The following is a 24,384-nucleotide window of genomic DNA, read 5'->3' as shown; positions in this document are numbered from 1 at the left end:
GCGCCCCGGCGCGCGCCGCACTCCCCGTCTCAGCGCAAGCTCAGGCCATCCACCAGCGCTCGCCGAGCCGCGAATTGTCCATCTGCCAGAGATTGCCGACGGTCTCGGGCGTGCCGATCTTGGTGGAGACCGCCTGCACCCAGTTGGCGAACATCGGGATCACCACGCCGCCCTCGTCGCGCAGGATGCGCTGCATCTCGCCGTACATGTCCCGGCGTCTGGCGGAATCGAGCTCCGCCCGGGCCTCGACGAGCAGGCTTTGGAACCGCGCGCTGTCCTCCGAATCCCACTGGCTGTCGTTCCACGGCACGCCCTCCTCGTAGGCTGAGGAGAACATCCAGTCCTCGGTGGCCCGGCCGGACCAGTAGCAGGCGCACCACGGCTTCTTGATCCAGACATTGGACCAGTAGCCGTCCGCCGGCTCCTGCACGACGTTGATGTTGACGCCGCCGGGCTTGGCCGAGGCCTGGTAGAGCTGCGCCGCGTCGACCGCGCCCTCGAAGGCCGCCGAGGAGGCCGAGAGGTCGATGTCGAGGCTCGTCATCCCGGCCTCTTTCAGGTGCCAGGCCGCCTTGTCGGGGTCGTAGGGGATGGGCTCGAGCTCGGCCATGTACTGGTTGGCGGGGCCGATCGGGCTGTCGGCGGCGACACGGCCATGGCCGAACAGGATCTTGTCCAGCATCTCCTGCCGGTTGATGCCGTATTTCAGCGCCTTGCGGACGTTGACGTCGTCGAAGGGCGCGATGTTGGTGAGCATCGGGAAGGTGTAGTGCTGGTTGCCCGTCACCTCCTGGATCACCGTGGACGGGTTCGCCTTCAGCAGCTGCTCGGTCTTGAAGTCGATGCGGTTGATGGCGTCGACCTGGCCGGTGAGCAGCGCGTTCATGCGCGCCGTGTTGTCGTTGATGGCGATGAATTCCAGCTCGTCGAACCAGCCCGCCTCGCCGTCCTTGTAGTGGCTGTCGACGCGCTTGCCGACGAAGCGCACGCCGGGATCGAAGCTCTCGACGCGGTAGAGGCCGGTGCCGATGCCCTTGGCGATGGCCTCCTCGATCTGGCCCGCGGGATAGATCAGCAGGTGGTAGTCCGACATCAGGTAGGGGAAGTCGGCATTGCCGGCCTTCAGCACGAACTGCACCTGGTGATCGCCGGTCTTCTTCATCTCCTCGATCGGCTCGACCAGCGGCCGGGCGCCGGACTTGGCGCCCTCGGCGACGTGCAGCTGCAGCGATTCGATGACGTCGTCGGCGCCGAAGGCCTTGCCGTTGTGGAAGGTCACGCCCTGGCGCAGGTTGAAGGTCCAGGTCTTGGCATCGGCCGAGGCTTCCCAGTCGGTGGCGAGCTCGCCCACCAGGCTGCCATCGGCGGCGACCTCGGTGAGGCTGTCGAAGACCGCGCCCTGGGCACAGGCGATCATGTAGAGATCGGAATGCGTCCGGCCGTCCCAGCTGTCCGAGGTATTGGCGCCCGACATGCCGGCCACCAGGCGGCCGCCGCGCTTGGCCTCCTGGGCCCGCAGCGGCAGGCCGGTGGCGGCGAGCACCCCGGCCGCCGCGCCGGTGCGAAGCAATCCGCGTCTGGAAATCCGTGTCATCGTCTTCTCCCTTGGTGGCTTGCTCCGCCGCGTTGCACCGCGGCGGGTCTCGTCATCGTGTCATCGCGGCGCCGCCTCGCCGACATTGTCGCGCCCGCGCGCCTCGAGCAGACGGCTGAGCCAGTCCGGGTCCATCTCCGGCACCGAGCTCAGCAGCAGGTCGGTATAGGGGTGGTGCGGCGGGCGGAACATGTCGCGCTTGGGGCCGCGTTCGACCACCCGTCCGCCCTTCATCACCACCACCTCGTCGGCGATGGCGCGCACGGTCGCCAGATCGTGGGTGATGAACATGTAGGACAGCTTACGCTCGTCCTGAAGCCGCGCCAGCAATTTCAGGATGCCCTCCGCGACAAGTTGATCGAGCGCCGAGGTCACCTCGTCGCAGATCACGACGCGCGGCTCGGCGGCGAGCGCCCGGGCGATGCCCAACCGCTGCTTCTGCCCGCCCGACAGCTCCGAGGGCAGCCGGTCGAGGAACTGCGCCGCCGGCAGCTCGATCTCGTCGAGCAGTTCGGCGACCCGCGCGCGCTTGGCGCGGCCGGTCAGGCCGAGATAGAACTCCACCGGCCGGCCGAGGATCTGGCCGATCGTCTGCTTCGGGTTCAGCGCGGTGTCGGCCATCTGGTAGATCATCTGCACCTGCCGCAGCTGGTCCTTGCTGCGGCGGCGGTAATCGGCGGGCAGCTCCTCGCCGTCGAGCTCGATGCGGCCCGCGCCCGGCGGCAGCAGCCCGGTGATGCAGCGCGCCGCGGTCGACTTGCCCGACCCGCTCTCGCCCACCACGGCGACGGTGCGGCCCTCGTGGATGTCGAAGCTGACCTCGTGCAGCACCGGCACCCGGCCATAGGCCGCGTCGATCTCCTGCAACGACAGGACCGGGCGGGCATCGAGCGCCGGCGCGGGCTTCTCGGGCCGCTGGAAGCTGCGCACCGCCCAGAGCGAGCGGGTATAGTCCTGCTGCGGCGCCGCCAGCATGTCGCGGGTCGGCGCCTCCTCGACCTCGTCGCCGCGCAGCAGCACCTTGATGCGGTCGGCCATCTGCGCCACCACCGCGAGGTCGTGGGTGATGTAGATCGCCGCGGTGCCGAACTGCTCGACGATGTCGCGGATCGCCGCCATCACCTCGATCTGGGTGGTGACGTCGAGCGCCGTGGTCGGCTCGTCGAAGATGATCAGGTCGGGCCGGCAGGACATCGCCATGGCCGTCATCGCGCGCTGCAGCTGGCCGCCCGAGACCTGGTGCGGGTAGCGCAGGCCGATGCGGTCGGGATCGGGCAGGCGCAGCGCGCCGTAGAGCCGCTCGGCATCGGCCGCGCTCTCGCCCCGCGGCATCACGCCATGCGCCACCGGCGCCTCGACATGCTGATCGATCAGCCGGTGCGCCGGGTTGAAGCTCGCCGCCGCGGATTGCGCCACGTAGGCGATGCGCCGTCCGAGCAGGCGCCGGCGCTCTGCCAGCGGCGCGGTGACGAGATCAGTGCCGTCGAACTCCACCCGGCCGCCGGCGATGCGCACGCCGTCGCGGGTGAAGCCCATCGCGGCGAGGCCGAGCGTCGACTTGCCGGCGCCACTCTCGCCGATCAGGCCCAGCACCTCGCCGCGGTCGAGGTCGAGATCGACGCCGTTGACGATCGGGTGCCAGGCCTCGTCGGCCCGGCCCTCGATGCGCAGATCGCGGATGGTCAGCAGGTTGCCCATGCTCAGTCCTTCAGCCCCGAGGAGCGGTGCAGCATCCAGTCGACGACGAAGTTCACCGCCACGGTCAAAAGCGCGATGGCCCCCGCCGCCATCAGCGGCAGCGCCGCGGCCAGCGGCGAGAAGGCGGCGAAGTTGATGAACTGCGCGAGGTCGCGCACCATGGTGCCCCAGTCCGCCAGCGGCGGCTGGATGCCCACGCCGAGGAAGGACAGCGCCGCGATGGTCAGGAAGACGAAGCAGAAGCGCAGCCCGAACTCGGCCAGGAGCGGCGCCGTGGCGTTCGGCAGCACCTCGCGGAAGATCAGGTAGCCCATGCCCTCGCCGCGCAGCTTGGCGGCCTCGATGTAGTCCATCACGACGATGTTCTGGCCCACCGCGCGGGCCAGCCGGAACACCCGGGTGGAATCGATCACCGCGATGATCAGCACCATGTAGAGCGTCAGCTGCCATTGTTGGGACCCCGCCCAGGCGCTGGCGATGGTCATCAGCAGGAGCGCGAAGATCAGCGACGGGATCGCCATCAGCACGTCCATCAGGCGGGCCAGGGCGTTGTCGAACCAGCCGCCGATCACCGCGGCGAGAAAGCCCAGGCTGCCGCCCAGCAGGAAGGCCAGGCAGGTGGTCACGAAGGCGATGCCGACGGTGTTCTGGGCGCCGTAGATCAGCCGGGACAGGAGGTCGCGGCCGATCTGGTCGGTGCCCAGCGGATGCGCCGGATCGCCGCCGGCGGCCGGGTCGCCGCCGGGCAGCACGTTGACCGCGGCGAAGACCTCGGACTGCCCGTAGGGCGCGATCAGCGGCGCGAAGATCGCCAGGACGGCGTAGAGCGCGATGGTCAGGAGCCCGAAGGCCGCGGTGAGCGGCATGCGCCGGAAGGCCCGCCGGGTGGCGCCGGGGCCGATCCGGCGCCCGGCGGTCCGGAAGAGCAGCGCGGCGAGCAGCGCCGCGGCGAAGAACTGCACCGCCCAGCGGAAGAACACCGCGCCCGGCTGGAGCCACAGCCAGACCGCGCCGAGAAGCCCCGCCGCGGCCACCGCGTAGCCCAGGGCGGCGGCGAAGCTCATGTCGCGGAACGCGGGCGCCCCGCCGGTGGCGGCGCGGCCCGCCGCGCGCAGCGCCCAGGCGGCGGCCAGGAGGCCGGCCAGCGCGGCCAGGGTCCAGGCCAGGATCATCGCGGATGCCTCAGCCGGGGATTGGACAGGATCGACAGGATGTCGGCGGCGAGGTTGAGCAGGATGTAGGCGGCGGCGAAGATCAGGCAGCAGGCCTGCACCACCGGGATGTCGCGGATCTTCACGCTGTCGACGAAGAGCTGGCCGATGCCCGGATAGACGAAGACCACCTCGACCACCACGACGCCGGTGATCAGGTAGGCGAGGTTGAGCGCGATGACGTTGATGATCGGCGCCAGCGCGTTGGGCAGGGCGTGGCGCAGGATCACCCGCATCGGCGACAGGCCCTTGAGCCGGGCCATCTCGATATAGGGGCTGGCCAGCAGGTTGATGATCGCCGCCCGCGTCATCCGCATCATGTGCGCGGTGACCACCAGGGTCAGGGTCAGGGCCGGCAGCAGCGTGCGCTCCAGCCGCTCGCCCAGGCCCATCCCGGCATAGATGTTCGACAGCGACGGCAGCACCGGGTTGAGCACCGCGAGAAACAGGATCAGCACGTAGGCGAGGAAGAATTCCGGCGACGAGATCGAGGTCAGCGCGAAGATGTTGGCGCCCTTGTCGAAGGCCGAGTTGCGAAAGAGCGCGGCGAGCAGACCCAGCCCCACCGCGAAGGGCACGGCGATCGCCGCGGTCACCCCGGCGAGGAACATCGTGTTGGCGAAGCGCGGCGCGATCTGGTCCAGCACGGTGACCGCCTGGGCGTCGCTGGCGCCCACGAAACTGGCGAAGTTGGCCTGTGCGAAGGAGGTGCCGAGATCGCCGGTCAGGACCCCGCCGAGCCAGCTCAGGTAGCGCGTGAGCAGCGGCTCGCCCAGGCCCAGATCGCGGCGGATCGCCGCCACCGCCTCGGGCGTGGCGCCCTGCCCGAGGATCACCTCGGCGAAGTCGCCGGGCAGCATGTTCACGGCGCCGAAGATCACGATCGAGACGATGAAAAGCGTGAGAAGCCCGAGCAGCAGACGTTGCAGTACGATGGTCAATACACTGGACACACAGAGAAACCGTTGCCGTTGGCGGGGTGGGCTAGCCTAACCGCTGGCGCAGGTATGTAAACCCGGTATGGCGAATAACGGTGGTGCGCCGCGGCACGGGCGGCGCGGCCCCGGTCAGGCCAGGTTCTGTGCGATCTCGTCCATCACCCGCACCAGCTCGGCGCTGATCCCCGGCTCCGACAGGGCATGGCCGGCATTGCGGATCATCCGCAGGTCCGAGGCCGGCCAGGCGCGCGACAACTCCCAGGCGCGGCGCGGCGGGCAGATCATGTCGTAGCGGCCCTGCACGATGATTCCGGGGATGTGCTGGATGCGGTCGATGTTCTTGAGGATCCAGTTGTCCTCGTCGAGGAAGCCGCGGTTGGAGAAGTAGTGGTTCTCGAGCCGGGCGAAGGCGCGGGCGTAATCGCCCGGCGCCTCGCCGCCCTGCCCCGAGGAATAGACCGAGGCGAGCGCGTTCTCCCAGGACGACCAGGCGCGGGCAAAGCGCGTCTCCTCGCGCAGGTCGCCCGAGAACAGGCGCCGGTGATAGGCCGCGATCAGGTCGCCGCGCTCCTCCTGAGGCACGAGCTCGGCAAAGCGCGCCCAGGTCTCGGGCCAGAACTGCCCGGCGCCGCCGCCGTAGAACCAGTCAAGCTCGGCCCGGGTCATCAGGAACACGCCGCGCAGCACCAGGTGGCGCACCGCCTGCGGGTGGCTCAGCGCGTAGACCAGCGCCAGGGTGGCGCCCCAGGAGCCGCCGAACACCGTTCCGGGGCCGAGCTCGAGCGCGGCGCGGATGCGCTCGATATCCTCCACCAGGTGCCAGGTGGTGTTGTCGGTGACGCTGGCATGCGGCCGCGAACGGCCGCAGCCGCGCTGGTCGAACAGCACGACGCGGTAGACCCGCGGGTCGAAATAGCGCCGCATCGCCGGCGAGCAGCCGCCGCCCGGGCCGCCATGCAGCACGATGACGGGATGCCCCTCGGGGTTGCCGCATTGCTCGACATAGACGGTGTGTCCGTCCCCCACATCGAGCATCCGCGAGTCGAAGGGATCGAGGGGAGGATAGAGGTATTGCACCGCGCGTTTTTGGCCCAGGTCCTTGTCCATGCCCAAGCTATATGAGACCTCGACACCGAATGACCATGGGAATTTCACCGCGATGCCGAACGCCAACGTCGATGCCGCCGAAGTCGCCAAGTTCGAGGCCATGGCCGCCGATTGGTGGGACCCCGCAGGCAAGTTCCGGCCGCTGCACCAGATGAACCCCTGCCGGCTCGACTACGTGGTGGCCCAGATCGCCGCGGAGTTCGGGCGCGACACTTCCGCGGCGCGGCCCTTCGACGGTCTCGCGATGCTCGATGTCGGCTGCGGCGGCGGCCTGCTGTCGGAGCCCATGGCGCGGCTCGGCGCCGCGGTCACCGGCATCGACGCCTCGCCCGGCAGCGCCGAGGTGGCGGCCGCGCATGCCGCGCAATCCGGGCTCGAGATCGAGTACCGCACCGCCACCGCCGAGAGCCTCGCGGACGAGGCGCGCCGCTTCGACGTGGTGCTGGCGATGGAGGTGATCGAGCACGTGGCCGACCCGCGGGCCCTGCTGGCGACCTGCCGGGCGCTGCTGAAGCCCGGCGGGCTGCTCCTGGTCTCGACCCTGAACCGGACACCCAGGAGCTTCGCCGCCGCCATCGTCGGCGCCGAATGGCTGCTGCGCTGGCTGCCGCGCGGCACGCATGACTGGCGCCGCTTCCTGACCCCGGAGGAGACCTGGTCCGCGCTGCAGGCGGCGGGGCTCGACCCGGTCGACCGCAAGGGCTTCGTCTACGACCCGTTCTCGGGGCGCTGGTCGGTCTCCGACCGCGATCTGTCGGTCAATTACGTGGTCGCGGCGCTGGCGCCCGACGCCGCCTAGCCGCCCAGCCAGACGTCGAGGAACAGCATCGCCACGAGCCCCAGGGACAGCCCCAGCGTGGCCTTCTTCTGATGCCCGGCGCGGTGCGTCTCGGGGATGATCTCGTGGCTGATGACATAGAGCATGGCGCCGGCGGCGAAGGCCAGGCCCCAGGGCAGCAGTGGCTCGGCCACGGTGATCACGCCGGCGCCGACCAGCCCGCCCAGCGGCTCGACCAGCCCGGTGGCCAGCGCCACCGCCCAGGCGCGCAGCCGGGTGTAGCCCTCGCCCAGGAGCGACACCGCCACGGCGAGCCCCTCGGGGGCGTTCTGCAGGCCGATGCCGATGGCCAGCGGCATGCCGTCGGCGGCGCCGCCGCCGCCGAAGCCCACCCCCACCGCCAGCCCCTCGGGGAAGTTGTGGATGGTGATCGCGAAGACGAAGAGCCAGACCCGGCGCAGCGCCACCGCGTCCGGACCCTCGCGCCCGGTCTTGAAATGCTCGTGCGGCAGGCGCTCGTTGAGCAGCGCCACCGCCGCCATGCCGAGCAGGATCGCCGCGCTGACGATGGCCGCCGGCGCGGCCCCGGCCTCGAAGCGGGGCTCTGCGGCGTCGAGCGCCGGGATGATCAGCGAGAAGAACGACGCCGCCAGCATGACCCCCGCGGCAAAGCCCAGCGACATGTCGCGGAAGGCCCGCCCGGGGCGCCGGCCCAGCAGCACCGGAACCGCGCCCACGCCGGTCATCAGCCCGGCGGCGAGCGCCGCCAGCGTGCCCAGAACGATCGAATCGAGGTTGTCCAAGCCAGTCTCCCGCGCCGCGTGTCGCGCAGGACCTAGACCGTCCCCGCCCGGAGGCGAGCGCCGCGGCCCGGCCGGAGGCTCCGCCGCCCCGCCGTTCCGCCCCCGCCGCAGGCCCGGCCGGAGATGCCGATCCCGGTCCCCCGCGCGCCGGCCGCAGCAGCGCGGTGCCGACCTGCCCGCACCCCGCGCCAGGCCGCCAGGCCGGCAGCACCCCGCCGCGCCGCCGCGGCCCGCACCGCCGCGCGCGCTGCCCGCTTCTTCTGAGCCGAAATATCCCGGGGGTCCGGGGGCAGCGCCCCCGGTCCGCGCCCGCCGCCCGGCGCCCCGCCCGGACCGCCGCCCTAGTAGAGCCCGCCCGAGGACATGGTGCCGAAGGTCGCCTTGGGCCCCACCACCGCCTTCTTGCCGGTGGAGGTGGTGACCTGCTTGGCCGGCCGGGTCGAGCGTCCGTCGGGCTGGATCACGTCGAAGCCCGAGCCCATGGCCCAGCCGCCATCCATCTGGATGCCGAAGATCGGCTCCTCGCCGGCGCGGAAGCATTCCGACACGACGTTCTCGCCGGCCGCGCCGTCGCCCAGCCGCGAGCCCGAGAAGCGGTCGATGTTGATGAAGGTGCAGGCCTCGGGGACCTTGAACTTGCCGCCGCCGTATTTCTCCGTGGCGCGCTCCATGAAGGCCTGGAAGACCGGGCCGCACATGGTGCCGCCATAGGCCGAGGAGCCCAGCGTGCGCGGCTGGTCGTAGCCGATATAGCAGCCGGCGACGATGTTCGAGGTGAAGCCGATGAACCACACGTCCTTGGCGTCGTTGGTGGTGCCGGTCTTGCCGGCGGTCGGCACCGGCAGGTTGACGATGCCGGCGGCGGTGCCGCGCTCGACCACGCCCTGCATCATCGAGGTCAGCTGAAAGGCGGTGACCGGGTCCATGATGCGGTCGCGGTTCGACACGATGCGCGGCCCGTAGCCGGGCGCCACGTCGGGATCGTCGCAATCGACGCAGTCGCGCTTGTCGTGGCGGTAGACGGTGTTGCCGTAGCGGTCCTGGATGCGGTCGACCAGGGTCGGCTCGACGCGCTCGCCGCCATTGGCGAACATCGCGTAGGCCGCCACCATCTTGAACAGCGTGGTCTCGTCGGCGCCCAGCGAATTGGCCAGCACCCGGCCCATATTGTCGTAGACGCCGAAGCGCTCGGCATAGCGCGCCACGGTGTCCATGCCGATCTCCTGGGCCAGGCGGATGGTCATCAGGTTGCGCGATTTCTCGATGCCGGTGCGCAGCGGCGTCGGGCCGTAATAGGTGTTCGAGGCGTTCTTCGGCCGCCAGACGCCCTGCGGCGTGTCGATCTCGATCGGCGCGTCGACCACGATGGTGGCCGGCGAATAGCCGCTGTCGAGCGCCGCGGCATAGACGAAGGGCTTGAAGGACGAGCCCGGCTGACGCTTGGCCTGGGTGGCGCGGTTGAACACCGAATGCTGGTAGGAGAAGCCGCCCTGCATGGCCAGCACGCGGCCGGTATTGACGTCCATCGCCATGAAGGCGCCCTCGACCACCGGCACCTGGCGCAGCGTCCAGCGGATGAAGCTGCCATCCTCGTCCGAGGTCATCTTGCGCACCATAACCACGTCGCCCACCGCGACGAGGTCGCCGGCGGTCTCGGCCTTGCCCTCGAGCTTGTCGGTCTCGAAGTTCCACTTGCGCGCCCATTGCACGTCGGCGGCGGGGATCCAGTGGCCGTCCTCGTCCTCCTCGACGCCCTCGATGCCGATGCGGGCGTCGCTGGCGCCGACCTCGAGCACCACCGCCGGGTGCCATTCGCTTTCGAGGAAGATGTCGCGCGGCACGTCCATGTCGGCCAGCGCGGCGCGCCATTCGGCCTCCGAGCCCAGCCGGTCCTCGGGGATGCTCTGCCGGGTGCCGCGCCAGACCCCGCGCGAGCGGTCGTAATCCTCGAGCGCGCGGCGCAGCGCCTCGGCGCCGACATCCTGCATCTCCGGGTCGAGCGTGGCGCGCACGCTGAGACCGCCGGAGAAGAACTCCTCCTCGCCGAAATCGTCGGTCAGCTGGCGCCGGATCTCGTCGGTAAAGTAGTCGCGCGGCGGCAGGCCGCGGTTCCAGGGCTCGATGTCGCCCGACTGCACGGTGCTGAGCGGCGCCGCGATGGCGCGCGCCATCGTCGCCTCGTCGAGGTAGCCGTTCTCGAACATCTCCTCGAGCACGAAGTCGCGCCGCGCCACCACGCGCTCCTTGTTGCGCACCGGGTGGTAGTCCGAGGGCGCCTTGGGCAGGGCGGCGAGGAACGCCGCCTCTTCCGGCGACAGCTCCACCAGCGCCTTGTTGAAGTAGGTCTGGGCCGCCGCGGTGACGCCGTAGGAGTTCTGCCCGAGGAAGATCTCGTTGAGGTAGAGCTCGAGGATCTTGTCCTTCGACAGCGTCTGCTCCAGCCGGTTGGCGAGGATGATCTCCTTGATCTTGCGCTCCACCCGGCGGTCGCCGCCGAGCAGGAAGTTCTTCATCACCTGCTGGGTGATGGTGGAGGCGCCACGGATGTCCTGCCCGCGCGAGCGCACCGCCTCGACCGCGGCGGCGGCGATGCCGCGCAGGTCGTAGCCCTCGTGCTGGTAGAAGTTCTTGTCCTCGGCCGAGATGAAGGCCTGCTTGACCAGGTCGGGGATCTCGGCGGCCGGGGTGAAGAGCCGCCGCTCGCGGGCGAACTCGTCGATGATCCGGCCCTCGACGGAATAGATCCTGCTGATCGTCGGGGGGGTGTATTGCGCCAGGCTCTCGTGGCTGGGCAGGTCGCGGCCGTAAATCCAGAAGACCGCGCCGATCGACAGCGCCACCATGCCGATGCCGAGCGTCAGCAGCGAGAAGATGCCGCCGAAGAACGAGAAGATGAATCGGAACATTGGGGGTCCCCCGGAAACGTGGTCCCGCCGCCAGTATAGCGAAGCGGCAGCGCAGTCAAAACACGGCTCTGCAAGACGGCGTTCTAGCGCCGGCGCAGCCCGGCGAGCGCGGCGTCCTCGGCCGCCCAGGCGCGCAGCCCGTCGCGCAGTCCGGCCGCCATCCGGGCGCGCCAGTCCGGATCGCGCAGGTTTTCGAGATCGGCCTGGGTGGAGAGGAAGCCCAGTTCCACCAGCACCGAGGGGATGTCGGCGGCCTTCAGCACCGAGAAGTCGGCATGCCGCAGCGGGCGCTTGTGCACCGGCGCGGTGGCGCCGCGGATGCCGTCGAGCAGATGCGCCGCCAGCGCCCGGCTGCGCGGCGCGTTGTCGAGCCGCGCGAGGTCCATCAGCACCGAGGCGACCCCGTCATCGGCATCCGAAAGGTCGATCCCGGCCAGCAGGTCCTCGCGCTCGTGGCGCTCGGCCAGCGCCGCCGAGGCCGCGTCCGAGGCCTCCTCGGCCAGCACGTAGACCGCGGCGCCGCGCGCCACCCCCTCCTCGAGCGCGTCGGCATGCAGCGACACGAAGACGTCGGCGCCCGCCTCGTGCGCCGCCGCCACCCGCGCCTCGAGCGAGACGAAGACATCGGCCTCGCGGGTCATCGCCACCTCGAAGCCGCCGGTGCGCAACAGCACCTCCTTGAGCTCGCGGGCGAAGGTCAGCATCAGGTCGGCCTCGGTGCCGTCCGCCACCTCGGCCCCGGGATCGAGCCCGCCATGGCCGGGATCGAGCATCACCCGCAGCCGGCCGCCCCGCGGCGCCCGCTCCGGCGCCACCGCCGCCGGCTCGGGCAGGTCCCAGCGCGGATCGCGCGGCGCCCCGGCGCGGGCCGCGAAGCTCTCCGGATCGGACGGGGAGAGCACCACGCCGAGGGTCGCGCCGCTGCCATCCGGCGCCGGGCGCAGCCCGGCCCGGTCGAGCGTCATCGGGCCGGCGAGTTCCGCCACCAGCCGCGACCAGCCGGGGCGGAAGGTGCCGAAGCGCAGGGCGCCCACGCGGTCGGTCTCGAGCAGCGCCGCGGCCTCCGCCGCGCCCCAGTCGACCTCGCGGAAATCCAGCACCAGCCGCGGCGGCGCGTCGAGGGTGAAGACCCGCCACGGCACGCCCTGGCTGAGCTCCAGCACGATCTCCACGCCGGCCCCGGCGGCGCGCACATGCGACGCCGCGGCGTCGAACCGCGCCAGCCCGCCCATGTCCTGGGCCAGCGCCGCGCCGCCGGCCGTCACCATGCCCGCGGCCGCCGCCAGGGCCCGCATCGTCTTGCCAAGAATCGTCATCCGCCCTGCCCGGCCTGCTCTCGCGGCGCTTCTAGCGCGGCGCCGCGGGATTCGCACCCCGGAGCGGCGCCCGGCCGCGCCCGGGGCGAGAGATCACAGCGCCAGCCCGGCCGCGCGGCGCGGCGCGGCCGGCGCCTCCGCCGCCGCCGGGTGCAGGCCGGCGGGAACGGTGGCCTCCTGCGGCGGGACCGCTGCCCTCAACGAAAAGATGAGCGCCGCGACCAGCGCCACGGCGGTGAGAATGCTGCTCATGTCTGCTCTGCCTGTCGTTTGTTTTTGTGTCGACAAGCCTAGCCGATTCTCGCGCCCCGATCTCGGGCCGGCTGCCCGGGCCGCCGGGGATGCGCGGGCTTCCGCGCATCCTCCGCGGTTCAGCCCCGCGCCGCCATGAAGGCCTCGAGCCGGGCCAGACCCTCGCGGATGTCGGCGGTGGCGCGGGCATAGGAGAAGCGCAGCGTGCCGGCGCCGCGGGCCGGGTCGAAATCCAGCCCCGGCGTCACCGCCACCCCCGCCTCGTCGAGGATCTCGCGCGCCAGCTGCCGGCTGTCCCGGGTCAGGTGCGACACGTCGGCATAGACGTAGAAGGCGCCGTCGGGCGGCGCGATGCGGTCAAAGCCGGCCCGCGGCAGGCCTTCGAGCATCAGCCGCCGGTTCTCGGCATACACCGCGAGGTTGGCCTGCAATTCCTCCTCCGCGTCGAGCGCCCCCAGCGCTGCCACTTGGGCCGCATGCGGCGCGCAGATGAACAGGTTCTGGGCCAGCCGCTCGACCTGGCGCAGCTGCGCCTCGGGCACCACCATCCAGCCGATCCGCCAGCCGGTCATGGAGAAATACTTGGAGAAGGAATTGATCACGCAGACCTCGTCGGAGATCTCCAGCGCGGTGACCGGGCGCGCCTCGTAATCGATGCCGTGATAGATCTCGTCCGACAGGAAGGCCGCGCCGCGCTCCTGGCAAAGCCCGACCAGCGCGCCCAGCTCGGCGCGGCCCAGCATCGTGCCGGTGGGATTGGCGGGCGAGGCCATCATCAGCCCGTCGAAGCGGTGCGGCTCCAGATCCGCCGGGGTGAGCTGGTAGCGGTTGGCCTCCGCCGCCTCGATCTCCAGCGCCTCGAGGTCGAGCGCGCGCAGGATCTGGCGGTAGGACGGGTAGCCCGGCCGCCCCAGCGCCACCCTCTGGCCGGCATCGAACAGGGCCGTGAAGGCGAGGATGAAGGCCCCCGAGGAGCCCGGCGTGATCACCACCCGCGCCGGGTCGAGATCGACGCCGTACCATTCGCCGTAGAGCCGCGCGATGCGCCGCCGCAGCGCCGGCAGGCCGAGCGCCACGGTGTAGCCCAGCGAGTCCTCCCGCATGGCCCGCGCCAGGGCGTCGCGCGCGGCTTGCGGCGCCGGCGTGCCGGGCTGGCCGACCTCCATGTGGATGATCGAGCGGCCGGCCTCCTCGGCGGCGCGCGCGGCCTCCATCACGTCCATCACGATAAAGGGATCGACGTCCCCGCGGGTTGAGTTTTGCATGCCGCCCTCTCTATGCTCCGCGCGAAACTGGAGGCGCGGCCGGACAAGGTCAACCGGACCGGCACGCCGCCCCGCAGGCCATCCCCGACAGGAGAGACATCCGCATGAAGACCGCCCTCGCCGCCGCTGCCGTGGCGCTTGCCGCCGCCCCTGCCCTGGCCTTCGAGATCACCGATCTGTCGCAGGCCGAGCGCGAGGCGTTCCGAGCCGAGGTGCGCGACTACCTGATGGAGAACCCCGAGGTGATCCTCGAGGCGGTGGAGGCGCTGGAAGAGCGCCAGGCGGCCAGCCAGGCCGAGGCCGACAAGGAGATGGTGGCCGAGAACGCCGAGGCGCTGTTCTCCGACGGCCGGTCCTGGGTCGGCGGCAATCCCGAGGGCGACGTGACCCTGGTCGAGTTCATGGATTACCGCTGCGGCTATTGCCGGCGCGCCAAGCCCGAGGTCGAGGAGCTGGTGGCCTCGGACGGCAACATCCGCTTCGTGGTCAAGGAGTTCCCGATCCTCGGCGAAGCCTCGGTGACGATGTCGCGCTTTGCCGTGGCGGTGCGCGAGGTGGCCGGCGACGAGGCCTACAAGGCCGCACATGACGCGCTGATGGAGATGAACGGCGATCCCAGCGAGACCGTCCTGCGGCGCCTCGCGGACTCGCTCGACCTCGATGCCGAGGCGGTGCTGTCGGCGATGGACGACGAGGGCATCACCGAGGAGCTTCAGGCCAACCGCGCGCTGGCGCAGGAGATGGGCATTTCCGGCACCCCGACCTTCATCATGGGCGACGAGATGCTGCGCGGCTACCTGCCGCTCGACGACATGCAGATGATCCTCGACGACGTGCGCGAGCGGGGATGAGGCAGGCCCTCGCCGTCGCGGCGCTCGTCGCCGCCACCCCGGCCGCGGCCGGGCCCTTCGACACGCTTGAGGCGCGCGCCGCGCTCGGCGAGGAACTGCGCGAGCTGTTCCGCGACGAGCCCGAGCTGGTGCGCCCCGCCCTGGGGCTCACCGCGCCGCAGCTGACCGCGATCGCGCAGGATCTCTATGCCGACGAGATCGCCGCCGATCTGGGCCGCATTGAGGCCGAGGCGGCGCGGCTCTTCGCCCCGGACCGCCCCGGGCCCGGCCCCGAGGGCGCGCTGCCGGCGATCGCGCTCCTGGTGGGGCCCGACTGCCCGGATTGCGCCGCGGCGCAGGCGGAGCTGGACGCGCTGGCCCGGCGGCTCGGCCTGCGGGCGGCGGTGATCGACGTCGCCGCCGACCCTGCCGACCGCGCGATGATGGAGCGGCTGACCCTCGACATGGTGCCGTCCTATGTCATGCCCGACCGGATGATCCGCGGGCACATGCCGCAGGTCGTGCTGGAGCGCTACCTGACCGAATGACCGGCCTGGACCGGCCGTGTCGCCGCGACGCCGTGCCCCGGGGCCGGAGCCGCGGCCCTTGCCATTGACCCCACGAGGAGCCGGGAGACCGCGATGCTTCTGAAGATCGACGTCACGCTCGATTACGCCCTGCCGGCCGCCGCCGATTGCCTGGTGCAGATCAAGGCGGCGGCGCTCACGGATCAGCGCGTGCTATCGGAAACGCTGGAAACCGGCCGCACGGCGCCGCGCGCGACCCCGGCCGAGGACGGCATCGGCGAACGGCTCTGGGTGCGCGCGGAGCGCGACCTGGTCTGGCAGTACCACGCCGAGGTGGCGGTGGAGCGCGAGGCCGCCGACATCGCCGCGCTGACCGCCGCCGCCCCCGGCGATCTGCCCCCCGAGGTGGTGAAGTATCTCTTCCCGTCGCGCTACTGCCCGTCCGACAAGTTCCTGAGCTTCGTCGCCACCGAATATGGCGGCCTGACCGGCGGCGCGCAAATCGCCGCCCTGCGCGATTTCGTGGCCCGGCATTTCGCCTACGTGCCCGGCGCCTCGAACGCCGAGACCTCGGCGCTCGAGACCTTCGTGCTGCGCCAGGGCGTGTGCCGGGACTTCGCCCACATGCTGATCACCCTGGCCCGCGCGGCCACGGTTCCGGCGCGCTTTGCCAGCGTCTACGCGCCCGGGGTCACGCCGCCCGACTTCCACGCCGTGGCCGAGGTCTGGCTCGGCGGCGCCTGGCATCTCATCGACCCCACCGGGATGGCGCATGCCGGCGACATGGCGCGGATCTGCGTCGGCCGCGACGCCACCGACGTGGCCTTCCTGACCAGCTACGGGGCGGTGGAGCTGCGGCGTCAGAAGGTCAGCGTGACCGCAGCCTGAGCACGCCGCGGCCCCGGCCCGCCTTGAGGCAGAGGCCGGCCGGAGCAACCCCTGGGGGGACGGGGGCGGCGGCGCCGGAAGGTCAGCCCGGTCGCGGACGGGGCGCGCCGCGCTCGTGGACCCGGGCGATGGCCTGCCGGACCGGCCGGAAAGGCGCGGGGCTTCGGCGCCGGAAGGTCATTGACACGGCAACCGCGGCCGCGGCCCCCAGCGGGCGATGGCCTGCCGGCCCGGGTGCGGCGGAACCGGGCGGCAAGGCCCCGCGCTGCGAGGACAGGGGACGGCTTCGACCGGGCCTTACTCGGCGGCGTCCTGGGCCGCGGCGGCGGCCTCGATCTCGGCGGCCTTCTTCTCGACCTCCTCGACGATGTGGTCGACCATGGCCTCGTTCGACATGCGGTGGCTCTGCTTGCCGGCCAGGTAGACCATGCCGTGCCCGGCACCGCCGCCGGTGAAGCCGACATCGGTCATCAGCGCCTCGCCGGGGCCGTTGACCACGCAGCCGATGATCGACAGCGACATCGGCGTGCGGATGTGTTCGAGCCGCTGCTCCAGCACCTCCACCGTCTTGATCACGTCGAAGCCCTGCCGGGCGCAGGACGGGCAGGAGATGATGTTGACGCCGCGATGGCGCAGGCCGAGGCTCTTGAGGATCTCGTAGCCGACCTTCACCTCCTCGACCGGGTCGGCCGAGAGCGAGACGCGGATGGTGTCGCCGATGCCCATCCACAACAGGTTGCCGAGGCCGATGGCGCTCTTGATCGTGCCCGACATCAGCCCGCCGGCCTCGGTGATGCCGAGATGGATCGGCGCGTCGGTGGCGTCCGCGATGCCCTGATAGGCGGCCGCGGCGAGGAACACGTCCGACGCCTTCACGCTGATCTTGAACGCGTGGAAGTCGTTGTCCTCGAGGATGCGGATATGTTCGAGCCCACTCTCGACCATGGCCTCCGGACAGGGCTCGCCGTACTTCTCCAGGAGGTGCCGCTCGAGGCTGCCGGCATTGACCCCGATGCGCATCGAGCAGCCGTGGTCGCGCGCCGCCGCGATGACCTCGCGGACCCGGTCGGGGCTGCCGATATTGCCCGGGTTGATGCGCAGGCAGGCCGCGCCGGCCTCCGCCGCCTCGATGCCGCGGCGGTAATGGAAGTGGATGTCGGCGACGATCGGCACCGGGCTTTCGCGCACGATCTCCTTCAGCGCCCGGGCCGAGGCATCGTCGGGGACCGAGACGCGGACGATGTCGGCGCCGGCCTCTGCGGCGGCCTGCACCTGCGCCACGGTGGCGGCGACGTCGGTGGTCGCGGTGTTGGTCATGGTCTGCACCGAGATCGGCGCGTCACCCCCGACCGGCACCGGGCCGACCATGATCTGCCGCGACTTCCGGCGCGCGATGCTGCGCCACGGGCGGACGGAATTGAGGCTCATGATCGCGGGCTCCTTGCGGTCCTGACGGCAGGCGGGACGGCGTCATCCCGGTGCCAGAGCTATGTGCAACCGGCGCCGCCTGCAAGCCGCGCGGACGGTCGGGGGCGGTTTGCGAGGGTCGCCGGGCGGCGCGGGGGGTTTGCGCTCGGCGACGACACGGCAGGCCTGCCGGGCCGCGGACAACTGCGCTGAAAGCTGCGACGGCTGGTGGTGCCCCCGGCGCGGGATCAAGGCCGCAGGCCGCCGCGCATCGCCGGGCCGCCCCCTTTCCCGGCGAATTGTTTGGCTTGGCGCTCAGCTTCCGGCTTCTCCGGACTTGGCAGGGACAAAGCGAGGGATTTCGCGGTCGGCATCGCCGCGGCCTGGCGATGCGCGGCGTCGCTCTGAAAGGCCAAGGTTCGCCCTTTCCGTGCCCCGGGCCAGCCACAGGCCAGTGGCTCGGCGCTCCGCCCACCCTGCCCGCCTTTCACGGACCCGGCAGCGCCCCTTACTGGGCGCTGTCGGCGGCGCCGGCGGGCTCGGGGGCGGCGGCGGGGGTGGCGAGCTCGGCCACCACCTTGGCCAGGGTCTGGTTCTGCGCCGGATCGGCCGTCTGCAGCGACTCGGCAACCTGCACGCCCGACAGGGCGAGGTTGTCGGCGATGGCGCCGTTGCTGCCATAGGGCCCGTAGGTCTGCCCGTTGGCGGCGAAGTAGATCGCCCCGGCATTGCCGGTGCGGATCGTCGGCGCCTGCTCCATCTGCGGCACCTGCCAGGTGTCGCCGGGCCGCATCACCGCCTCGTAGAGCGTGGTGCCGCCGGCATCGCGGACCCGCACCCAGGCCTCCGCGGTGGCGACGATGGTGACGCCGCCGGCGCCCTGTTCGAGCACCCGCGGCTGGCCTGGCACCGCCTCGGCCTCCGCGACCCGACGCACCAGCGGCGAGACCGGGCCGAGCTCGCCCGCGACGCGCTGGAAATCGGCGTCGGCGGCGGGATCGGCGGTCTCGAAGCGCTGCGTCAGTTCGCTTTCGGTCAGGCGGATGCCCGAGGTCACGGTGCCGCGCGGGCCGGCCGGGCCATAGGCCTCGCCGTCCACGGCGAAATAGATGGCGCCGGATTCGCCGACCTGCAGGATCGGCTGCGCGGCGCCGGCGGGCGGCGTCCAGGTGTCGCCGGCATTCATGATGCCCTCGTAGAGCGTGCCCTCCGGACCGGTCACCCGCACCCAGGCCGGGCGCACCGCGATCAGGGTGACGCCGTCGGCGCCGCCGCCGGTCCCCACGCCGAGCGCCGCCTCGGGCGCCAGGCTGCCGAGCGCGCCGGCCAGCTGCTGGGTCACCGCCTCGGCGGCGGTGCCGGTGGGCTGCACCGCCGGCAGTTCGGTCTCCCGCGCCTGGGCGAAGACGCCGACGCGGCTCGGGTCGAGGGTGGAGATCGGCGCGTCGCGCGCCACCAGAACCGGCACGTCGAGCGCCTGCGGCCGGTAGAGCCGGTCGAGCGCCTCGTTCGAGGGCGGCGAGAACGGCCCCGCCCCGGCGGTCTCGACCGCCTCCCCGGACGCGTCCTCGGGCTGCGCATCCTCGGCCACCGGGTCGAGATCGGACAGCACCACCGGGGTCTGGTCGACCGGCGTGACCTGGACCCGCTGGACCTCCTGGAGCACTGTCCAGCCGCCGTAGCCGATGCCGCCGATCAGCGCCACCAGCACCAACATCGAGCCGATGGCACCGGGCTCGATCCGCGACAGCAGCGAATCCGAATGCGGCGCGAAGGGCAGCGCGGGCTGGGTGAAGGGATCGCGCGCCACCGGCGCCTTGGCCGCGGGCTCGGGCTTCGGCCGCTTCACGCTGGAGGCCTGCGCCGACATGCCATGCGCCACCGCAAAGCCGCTCTCCGAGCAGAAGGCGGCATAGGTCTCGTCGGGGTCCATGCCGAGATAGCGGGCATAGGAGCGCACGTAGCCGGCAATGAACCCGGGCGTGTCGAAGGCCGTGGGGTCGGAATTCTCGATCGCCGCGATGTAGCTCGCCTTGATGCGCAATTCGCGCTGCACGTCGAGCAGCGACTTGCCCATCGTGGCGCGTTCGCCGCGCATCACGTCGCCCAGGCGCAGCTCGAAATCGTCGAAGCTGCGCGGGGTCTCATCCGGCTTTTTCGATTGCGCCCAGCTGGTCCGCGAACTCATAGCGGCTGCCCTACCCTCACCGACGATGTCCCAAGCCTGCCCGTGGCGCGCCTTTCGCGGGGTCCCTCAACCGGAGACCCACGAGTCGCGCTCTCGTTCAGGGCAGAATAGCACACCGCCGGGATTTGGACAGTGTATCCGGTATCAGGCGCTCAACTCGGCACGATTCAGCGCACAATGTGCCCAGAGCTCGTCCATTGCGCGCACCAGCCGGTTGACCTCGTCCGGGCCGTGGACCGGCGAGGGGGTGAAGCGCAGCCGCTCGGTGCCGCGCGGCACGGTGGGGAAGTTGATCGGCTGCACGTAGATGCCGTAACCCTCGAGAAGCATGTCGGAAAGCTTCTTGGTGTGGATCGGGTCGCCGACGATCACCGGGACGATATGGCTGCCATGGTCGATCAGCGGCAGGCCCATCGCCTTGAGCCGGGTCTTCAGAATGCGGGCCTGGGTCTGGTGGCGGTCGCGCAGCGCCTGGTCGTGTTTCAGATGCGCCACAGAGGCCGCCGCCCCGGCCGCCACCGAGGGCGGCAGCGAGGTGGTGAAGATGAAGCCCGGCGCGTAGGAGCGGATGGCGTCGCACATCTTCGCCGAGGCGGCGATGTAGCCGCCCATCACGCCGTAGGCCTTGGCCAGCGTGCCGTTGATGATGTCGATGCGGTGCGCCAGCCGGTCGCGCTCGGTGACGCCGCCGCCGCGCGGGCCGTACATGCCGACGGCATGGACCTCGTCGATATAGGTCAGCGCGCCGAATTCCTCGGCGAGATCGCAGATCTCCTCGATGCGGCCGAAATCGCCGTCCATGGAATAGACCGACTCGAAGGCGATGAGCTTGGGCGCGGCCGGATCGTCGGCGGCCAGCAGCTCGCGCAGGTGGTCGACGTCGTTGTGCCGGAAGATCCGCTTGGCCCCGCCGTTGCGGCGCACGCCCTCGATCATGCTGGCATGGTTCAGCGCGTCGGAATAGATGATCAGGCCGGGAAACAGCCGCGGCAGGGTCGACAGCGTGGCGTCGTTGGCGATGTAGGCGGAGGTGAAGAGCAGCGCCGCCTCCTTGCCGTGCAGATCCGCCAGCTCGGCCTCGAGCTGCTTGTGGTAGACCGTGGTGCCGGAGATGTTGCGCGTGCCGCCCGACCCGGCGCCGGTCGAGTCCAGTGCCGCATGCATCGCCTCGAGCACCGCGGGATGCTGCCCCATGCCGAGATAATCGTTGCCGCACCACACGGTGATCGGGGATTCGCTGCCGTCGGAATGGGTCCAGGTCGCGTGCGGGTAGTGGCCCCGCCGACGCTCGATGTCGATGAAGGTGCGGTAGCGCCCCTCCTCGTGCAACCGCGTGATGGCGCGATCGAGTTGCAAGGTGTAGTCCACCCGGCCCTCCTGTGTCTTGCAGCGCTTACGCCCGCCCTGCGGCGGCCGACGGCCGTCTCTCCAGTTTGGAATGAATATAATCTCGCTGCGCCTCAGGCAACCGCCGCGGCGGGACGCGTCGTCGCAGGCGGACCCCGCCGGCGTGCCGATCGGAAACTTCCTCTCCTCACCCTTTCCGACCCCGACGCGGGGCCGGCCTCCTCAGAGTCCAGCCAACCAGATCCGGGCTTGCGGGGCCAGTGCGGCAAAGGTCGGTAACGCGAACGTGGCGCGGCGCGACCCGGGAATGCGGCCGCCCGCGCGCCAACCGGTCCCCGGGCGCCGCCACTGGGCCGCCACTGGACAGTGCCGGCGCCGCTGCTAGCCTCGCGCGCAACCATCCCCGAAGGAGCCATTCGCGCATGACGCTTGACGCCGTTCTCTCCCGCATCGACGCCGACCTGCCCGCCGCCACCGACCGGCTTCTCGACCTCCTGCGCATCCCGTCGATCTCCACCGATCCCGCCTATCGCGGCGATTGCGACCGCGCCGCCGACTGGCTGGTGGCCGATCTCGCCTCCTTCGGGGTAGCGGCCGAGAAGCGGCCCACCCCGGGCCACCCGATGGTCGTCGGCCAGGTGCCTGGCGACGGGCCGCACCTGCTGTTCTACGGCCATTACGACGTGCAGCCGGTGGACCCGATCGAGCTCTGGCGGCGCGACCCCTTCGACCCGGCGCTCGAGGACACGCCCAAGGGCCGGGTGATCCGCGGCCGCGGCGCCTCGGACGACAAGGGCCAGCTGATGACCTTCGTGGAGGCCTGCCGGGCCTGGGCGGCGGAACATGACGGCCGCCTGCCCTGCCGCATCACCTTCTTCTTCGAGGGCGAGGAGGAATCCGGCTCGCCCTCGCTGGTGCCGTTCCTGAAGGAGAATGCAGAGGAGCTGTCCGCTGATCTGGCGCTGATCTGCGACACCGGCCTGTTCCAGAGCCGCACCCCGGCCATCGTCACCATGCTGCGCGGCCTCCTGGGCGAGGAGATCGTCATCACCGGGCCCGACAAGGACCTGCATTCCGGCATGTATGGCGGCCCGGCGATGAACCCGATCCGGGTTCTGACGCGCATCCTCGGCCGGCTCCACGACGATGCCGGCCGCGTCACCCTGCCGGGCTTCTACGACGGCGTGCCGGACCTACCCGAGGAGATCGCCGCGCAATGGCGCGGGCTCGAGTTCGACGCCGCGGGCTTTCTCGGCGAGGTCGGCCTGCGCCACCCCGCGGGCGAGGCCGACCGGACCGCGCTCGAGACCATCTGGTCACGGCCCACGGCCGAGATCAACGGCATCCAGGGCGGCTATACCGGCGACGGCTTCAAGACCGTGCTGCCGTCGCGCGCCTCCGCCAAGGTCAGCTTCCGACTGGTGGGCGAGCAGGACCCGCACGCCATTCGCGAGACCTTCCGCGCCTGGGTGGCCGAGCAGGTGCCGGAGGATTGCACGCTGGAGTTCCACGGCCACGGCGCGTCGCGCGCCTCCACCATGGCCACCGACCACCCCGGCTTCGAGGCCGCGCGCCGGGCGCTGTCGGACGAATGGCCGGATCCAGCCGCCTTCGTGGGGTCCGGCGGGTCGATCCCGGTGGCCGGGCATTTCAAGCGCCTGCTCGACATGGACGCCATGCTGATCGGCTTTGCCAAGGACGACGACGCGCTGCACAGCCCGAACGAGAAATACGATGTCGAGAGCTTCCATCGCGGCATCCGCAGCTGGGCCCGGATTCTCGAAGCGCTGACGTCAGGTAATGTGGGCTGAATGCAGAACAACCCAAGGTAGACATGAGGATACGGGAAATACCGTAATGCACGATCTTGGCGGGTTCTGAACATGATCCCGCCATATTCCTCAACAATCCTCAATTGCATGGGATACGCAGTCAAAAAACAAACCATCGAGGATTTCAAGCGGCGGGTAAGCCGCGTCGATCCTCACTTTGCGCAGAGCGGCGGGCGGCCAAGACGCCCGACGCCACGGCCCCGGGTCCTGCCCTGGGCGCTGGCCGGGTTCGGATGGATGTATCTCGTCGCCGGACTGGCCAGGAACCAAGATTACCTCCGGGACAGCCTGGCGCAGAGCGTGCTGACCCCGGCGGGCCAGAACATCGTCATGGCGGCGCTCGGCGCGCTTCTGGCGGTCTCGGCGATCCTCATCCTGCTGCATATCGGCCGCTTCCTGCTGCGGCCGCGGGGGGCGCGCGGTCCGAGCGGCCCGCTGCTCGGCGGCGTGCTGGGGGCGCTGGCGGTGATCTACACGCCGCCCGGGATGGTCGATTTCGGCCTCACCCTGATCGACGACAATTCGCGCTCGCTGCTCTCGGCCGCAAACGGTAAGGTCGAGGACACCATGGGCATCTCGCTGGAGAAGGTGGCCTTCGTGACGGCACTCAATCGGTGACAGCGGCGGCGCCGCACAGGATCGATCTCGACGGCCAGCGCATCGCCTATGAGCGCGCCGGCGACGGCCCGCCGCTGCTGCTGCTGCACGGCTTTCCGCAGATGCGGGCGATGTGGCGCCCGCTCCTGCCGCAACTGGCGCGGCACTTCACGGTGATCGCGGCCGATCTGCGCGGCTACGGCGACAGCCCGGCGCCGCCCGAAGAGACCGGCGCCGCGGCGATGAGCTTCCGCGCAATGGGCGCCGACATGCTGGCGCTGATGACCGCGCTGGGCTTCGCGCGCTTCCATCTTGCCGGCCACGACCGCGGAGCCCGCACCGCGCACCGCATGGCGCTCGATGCCGGCGACCGGATCGGCTCGCTCACCCTTATGGACATCGTGCCGACGCATCACCTGCTGACCACGCTGAGCCACGATGTCGCCCGGGCCTATTACCACTGGTTCTTCCTGGCCCAGCCCGCGCCCTTCCCCGAGACCCTGATCGGCCACGATCCCGACGCCTATTTCGAACGCTGCCTGCTGGGATTCGGCAAAGCCAGCCTGGAGGATTTCGCCCCCGACCTGCTGGCCGAGTACCGGCGCTGCTGGCGCGACCCGGCGGCGATCCGGGCGATGTGCGACGATTACCGGGCGGCGATCGATGTCGACCTGCCGGCCGACGCGGCCGATCTGGGACGGCAGGTCCGCAGCCCGGCCCAGGTGCTCTACGGCGCCGACGGCGCCATGGCGCGGCGGCTCGACGTCGCCGCGACCTGGCGCGACCGGCTGGCGGACATGACCCACGGCGCCATGCCGGGCGGGCATTTCTTCCCCGACCAGGCGCCCGGCGCCACCGCCGCGGCGCTGATCTCGTTCCATTCGCGCTACGTGCTCTGAG

20 protein-coding genes are annotated in these 24,384 nt (G+C 71.0%); 7 read left to right on the top strand and 13 right to left on the bottom strand.

From position 1 onward, the window contains the following. Positions 1–40: 40 nt before the first annotated feature. The 5 genes from ACXYMW_RS01015 to pip all read right to left on the bottom strand — a co-directional run bounded on the left by ACXYMW_RS01015 (position 41) and on the right by pip (position 6,548). On the bottom strand, positions 41–1,594 hold the full coding sequence (locus tag ACXYMW_RS01015; protein WP_459033416.1) for an ABC transporter substrate-binding protein: 1,554 nt from the start codon (positions 1,592–1,594) through the stop codon (positions 41–43). A 60-nt stretch (positions 1,595–1,654) separates the two neighbouring features. Next, positions 1,655–3,292 (bottom strand): ABC transporter ATP-binding protein, encoded by a 1,638-nt coding sequence (locus ACXYMW_RS01010; RefSeq protein WP_459033415.1) that lies wholly within the window; start codon positions 3,290–3,292, stop codon positions 1,655–1,657. A gap of 2 nt (positions 3,293–3,294) precedes the next feature. Further along, positions 3,295–4,464, bottom strand: coding sequence for an ABC transporter permease (locus tag ACXYMW_RS01005; protein WP_459033414.1), 1,170 nt, complete (start codon positions 4,462–4,464; stop codon positions 3,295–3,297). Continuing rightward, positions 4,461–5,456, bottom strand: a complete 996-nt coding sequence (locus ACXYMW_RS01000) for an ABC transporter permease (RefSeq protein WP_459033413.1) — start codon at positions 5,454–5,456, stop codon at positions 4,461–4,463. The genes ACXYMW_RS01005 and ACXYMW_RS01000 overlap by 4 nt, the downstream gene beginning before the upstream one ends. Before the next feature lie 114 nt (positions 5,457–5,570). Continuing rightward, the gene (pip, locus tag ACXYMW_RS00995; RefSeq protein ID WP_459033412.1) at positions 5,571–6,548 is read right to left on the bottom strand and encodes a prolyl aminopeptidase; all 978 of its coding nucleotides are present in this window, start codon (positions 6,546–6,548) and stop codon (positions 5,571–5,573) included. A 52-nt stretch (positions 6,549–6,600) separates the two neighbouring features. On the opposite strand from pip, the gene ubiG reads away from it, so the two are divergent. After that, positions 6,601–7,347: a bifunctional 2-polyprenyl-6-hydroxyphenol methylase/3-demethylubiquinol 3-O-methyltransferase UbiG gene (gene ubiG, locus ACXYMW_RS00990; protein ID WP_459033551.1), complete on the top strand. Its 747-nt coding sequence runs from the start codon at positions 6,601–6,603 to the stop codon at positions 7,345–7,347. On the opposite strand, the gene ACXYMW_RS00985 is transcribed toward ubiG, so the two are convergent. The 5 genes from ACXYMW_RS00985 to ACXYMW_RS00965 form a co-directional block, all read right to left on the bottom strand. Then, on the bottom strand, positions 7,344–8,072 hold the full coding sequence (locus tag ACXYMW_RS00985) for a ZIP family metal transporter (RefSeq protein WP_459033550.1): 729 nt from the start codon (positions 8,070–8,072) through the stop codon (positions 7,344–7,346). The genes ubiG and ACXYMW_RS00985 overlap by 4 nt on opposite strands. 398 nt (positions 8,073–8,470) lie before the next feature. After that, a complete protein-coding gene (locus tag ACXYMW_RS00980; RefSeq protein ID WP_459033411.1) occupies positions 8,471–11,035 on the bottom strand; it encodes a penicillin-binding protein 1A in 2,565 nt (854 codons plus the stop codon). An 83-nt stretch (positions 11,036–11,118) separates the two neighbouring features. Next, positions 11,119–12,351, bottom strand: coding sequence for an N-acetylmuramoyl-L-alanine amidase (locus ACXYMW_RS00975; RefSeq protein ID WP_459033410.1), 1,233 nt, complete (start codon positions 12,349–12,351; stop codon positions 11,119–11,121). Between the two features lie 93 nt (positions 12,352–12,444). Next, positions 12,445–12,603 (bottom strand): hypothetical protein, encoded by a 159-nt coding sequence (locus tag ACXYMW_RS00970; RefSeq protein ID WP_459033409.1) that lies wholly within the window; start codon positions 12,601–12,603, stop codon positions 12,445–12,447. 119 nt (positions 12,604–12,722) lie between these two features. Further along, positions 12,723–13,868, bottom strand: a complete 1,146-nt coding sequence (locus ACXYMW_RS00965; protein WP_459033408.1) for a pyridoxal phosphate-dependent aminotransferase — start codon at positions 13,866–13,868, stop codon at positions 12,723–12,725. 104 nt (positions 13,869–13,972) lie between these two features. Here ACXYMW_RS00965 and ACXYMW_RS00960 point away from each other — a divergent pair, with 104 nt between their 5' ends. The 3 genes from ACXYMW_RS00960 (at position 13,973) to ACXYMW_RS00950 (ending at position 16,113) form a co-directional block, all read left to right on the top strand. Next, entirely contained in the window at positions 13,973–14,719 is a 747-nt protein-coding gene (locus tag ACXYMW_RS00960; RefSeq protein WP_459033407.1) for a DsbA family protein, read from the top strand. Continuing rightward, a complete protein-coding gene (locus ACXYMW_RS00955) occupies positions 14,716–15,246 on the top strand; it encodes a glutaredoxin family protein (RefSeq protein ID WP_459033406.1) in 531 nt (176 codons plus the stop codon). Before ACXYMW_RS00960 ends, ACXYMW_RS00955 begins: the two co-directional genes overlap by 4 nt. 93 nt (positions 15,247–15,339) lie before the next feature. Then, a complete protein-coding gene (locus tag ACXYMW_RS00950; protein ID WP_459033405.1) occupies positions 15,340–16,113 on the top strand; it encodes a transglutaminase-like domain-containing protein in 774 nt (257 codons plus the stop codon). 297 nt (positions 16,114–16,410) lie between these two features. Here ACXYMW_RS00950 and ispG read toward each other — a convergent pair whose 3' ends face one another. The 3 genes from ispG to hemA all read right to left on the bottom strand — a co-directional run bounded on the left by ispG (position 16,411) and on the right by hemA (position 21,076). Next, positions 16,411–17,541 carry a flavodoxin-dependent (E)-4-hydroxy-3-methylbut-2-enyl-diphosphate synthase gene (gene ispG, locus ACXYMW_RS00945; protein ID WP_459033404.1) on the bottom strand — a complete coding sequence of 377 codons (1,131 nt, stop codon included), beginning with the start codon at positions 17,539–17,541 and terminating at the stop codon, positions 16,411–16,413. A gap of 487 nt (positions 17,542–18,028) precedes the next feature. Beyond that, positions 18,029–19,708, bottom strand: a complete 1,680-nt coding sequence (locus tag ACXYMW_RS00940; protein ID WP_459033403.1) for a helix-turn-helix domain-containing protein — start codon at positions 19,706–19,708, stop codon at positions 18,029–18,031. A gap of 144 nt (positions 19,709–19,852) precedes the next feature. Beyond that, on the bottom strand, positions 19,853–21,076 hold the full coding sequence (hemA, locus tag ACXYMW_RS00935) for a 5-aminolevulinate synthase (RefSeq protein ID WP_459033402.1): 1,224 nt from the start codon (positions 21,074–21,076) through the stop codon (positions 19,853–19,855). Between the two features lie 401 nt (positions 21,077–21,477). Between hemA and ACXYMW_RS00930 the strand changes: the two genes are divergently transcribed. The 3 genes from ACXYMW_RS00930 (at position 21,478) to ACXYMW_RS00920 (ending at position 24,383) form a co-directional block, all read left to right on the top strand. Further along, on the top strand, positions 21,478–22,866 hold the full coding sequence (locus ACXYMW_RS00930) for a M20/M25/M40 family metallo-hydrolase (protein ID WP_459033401.1): 1,389 nt from the start codon (positions 21,478–21,480) through the stop codon (positions 22,864–22,866). 258 nt (positions 22,867–23,124) lie between these two features. Then, complete coding sequence (locus ACXYMW_RS00925; protein WP_459033400.1) at positions 23,125–23,505, top strand: hypothetical protein; 381 nt, start codon at positions 23,125–23,127, stop codon at positions 23,503–23,505. Next, on the top strand, positions 23,502–24,383 hold the full coding sequence (locus ACXYMW_RS00920; RefSeq protein ID WP_459033399.1) for an alpha/beta fold hydrolase: 882 nt from the start codon (positions 23,502–23,504) through the stop codon (positions 24,381–24,383). Before ACXYMW_RS00925 ends, ACXYMW_RS00920 begins: the two co-directional genes overlap by 4 nt. The last annotated feature ends 1 nt before the right edge of the window (position 24,384 follow it).

This window comes from Roseivivax sp. CAU 1761 (genome assembly GCF_054482755.1).
Note: the sequence above shows the minus strand (reverse complement) of the source record. Positions and strands in the feature narration are given on the sequence as shown.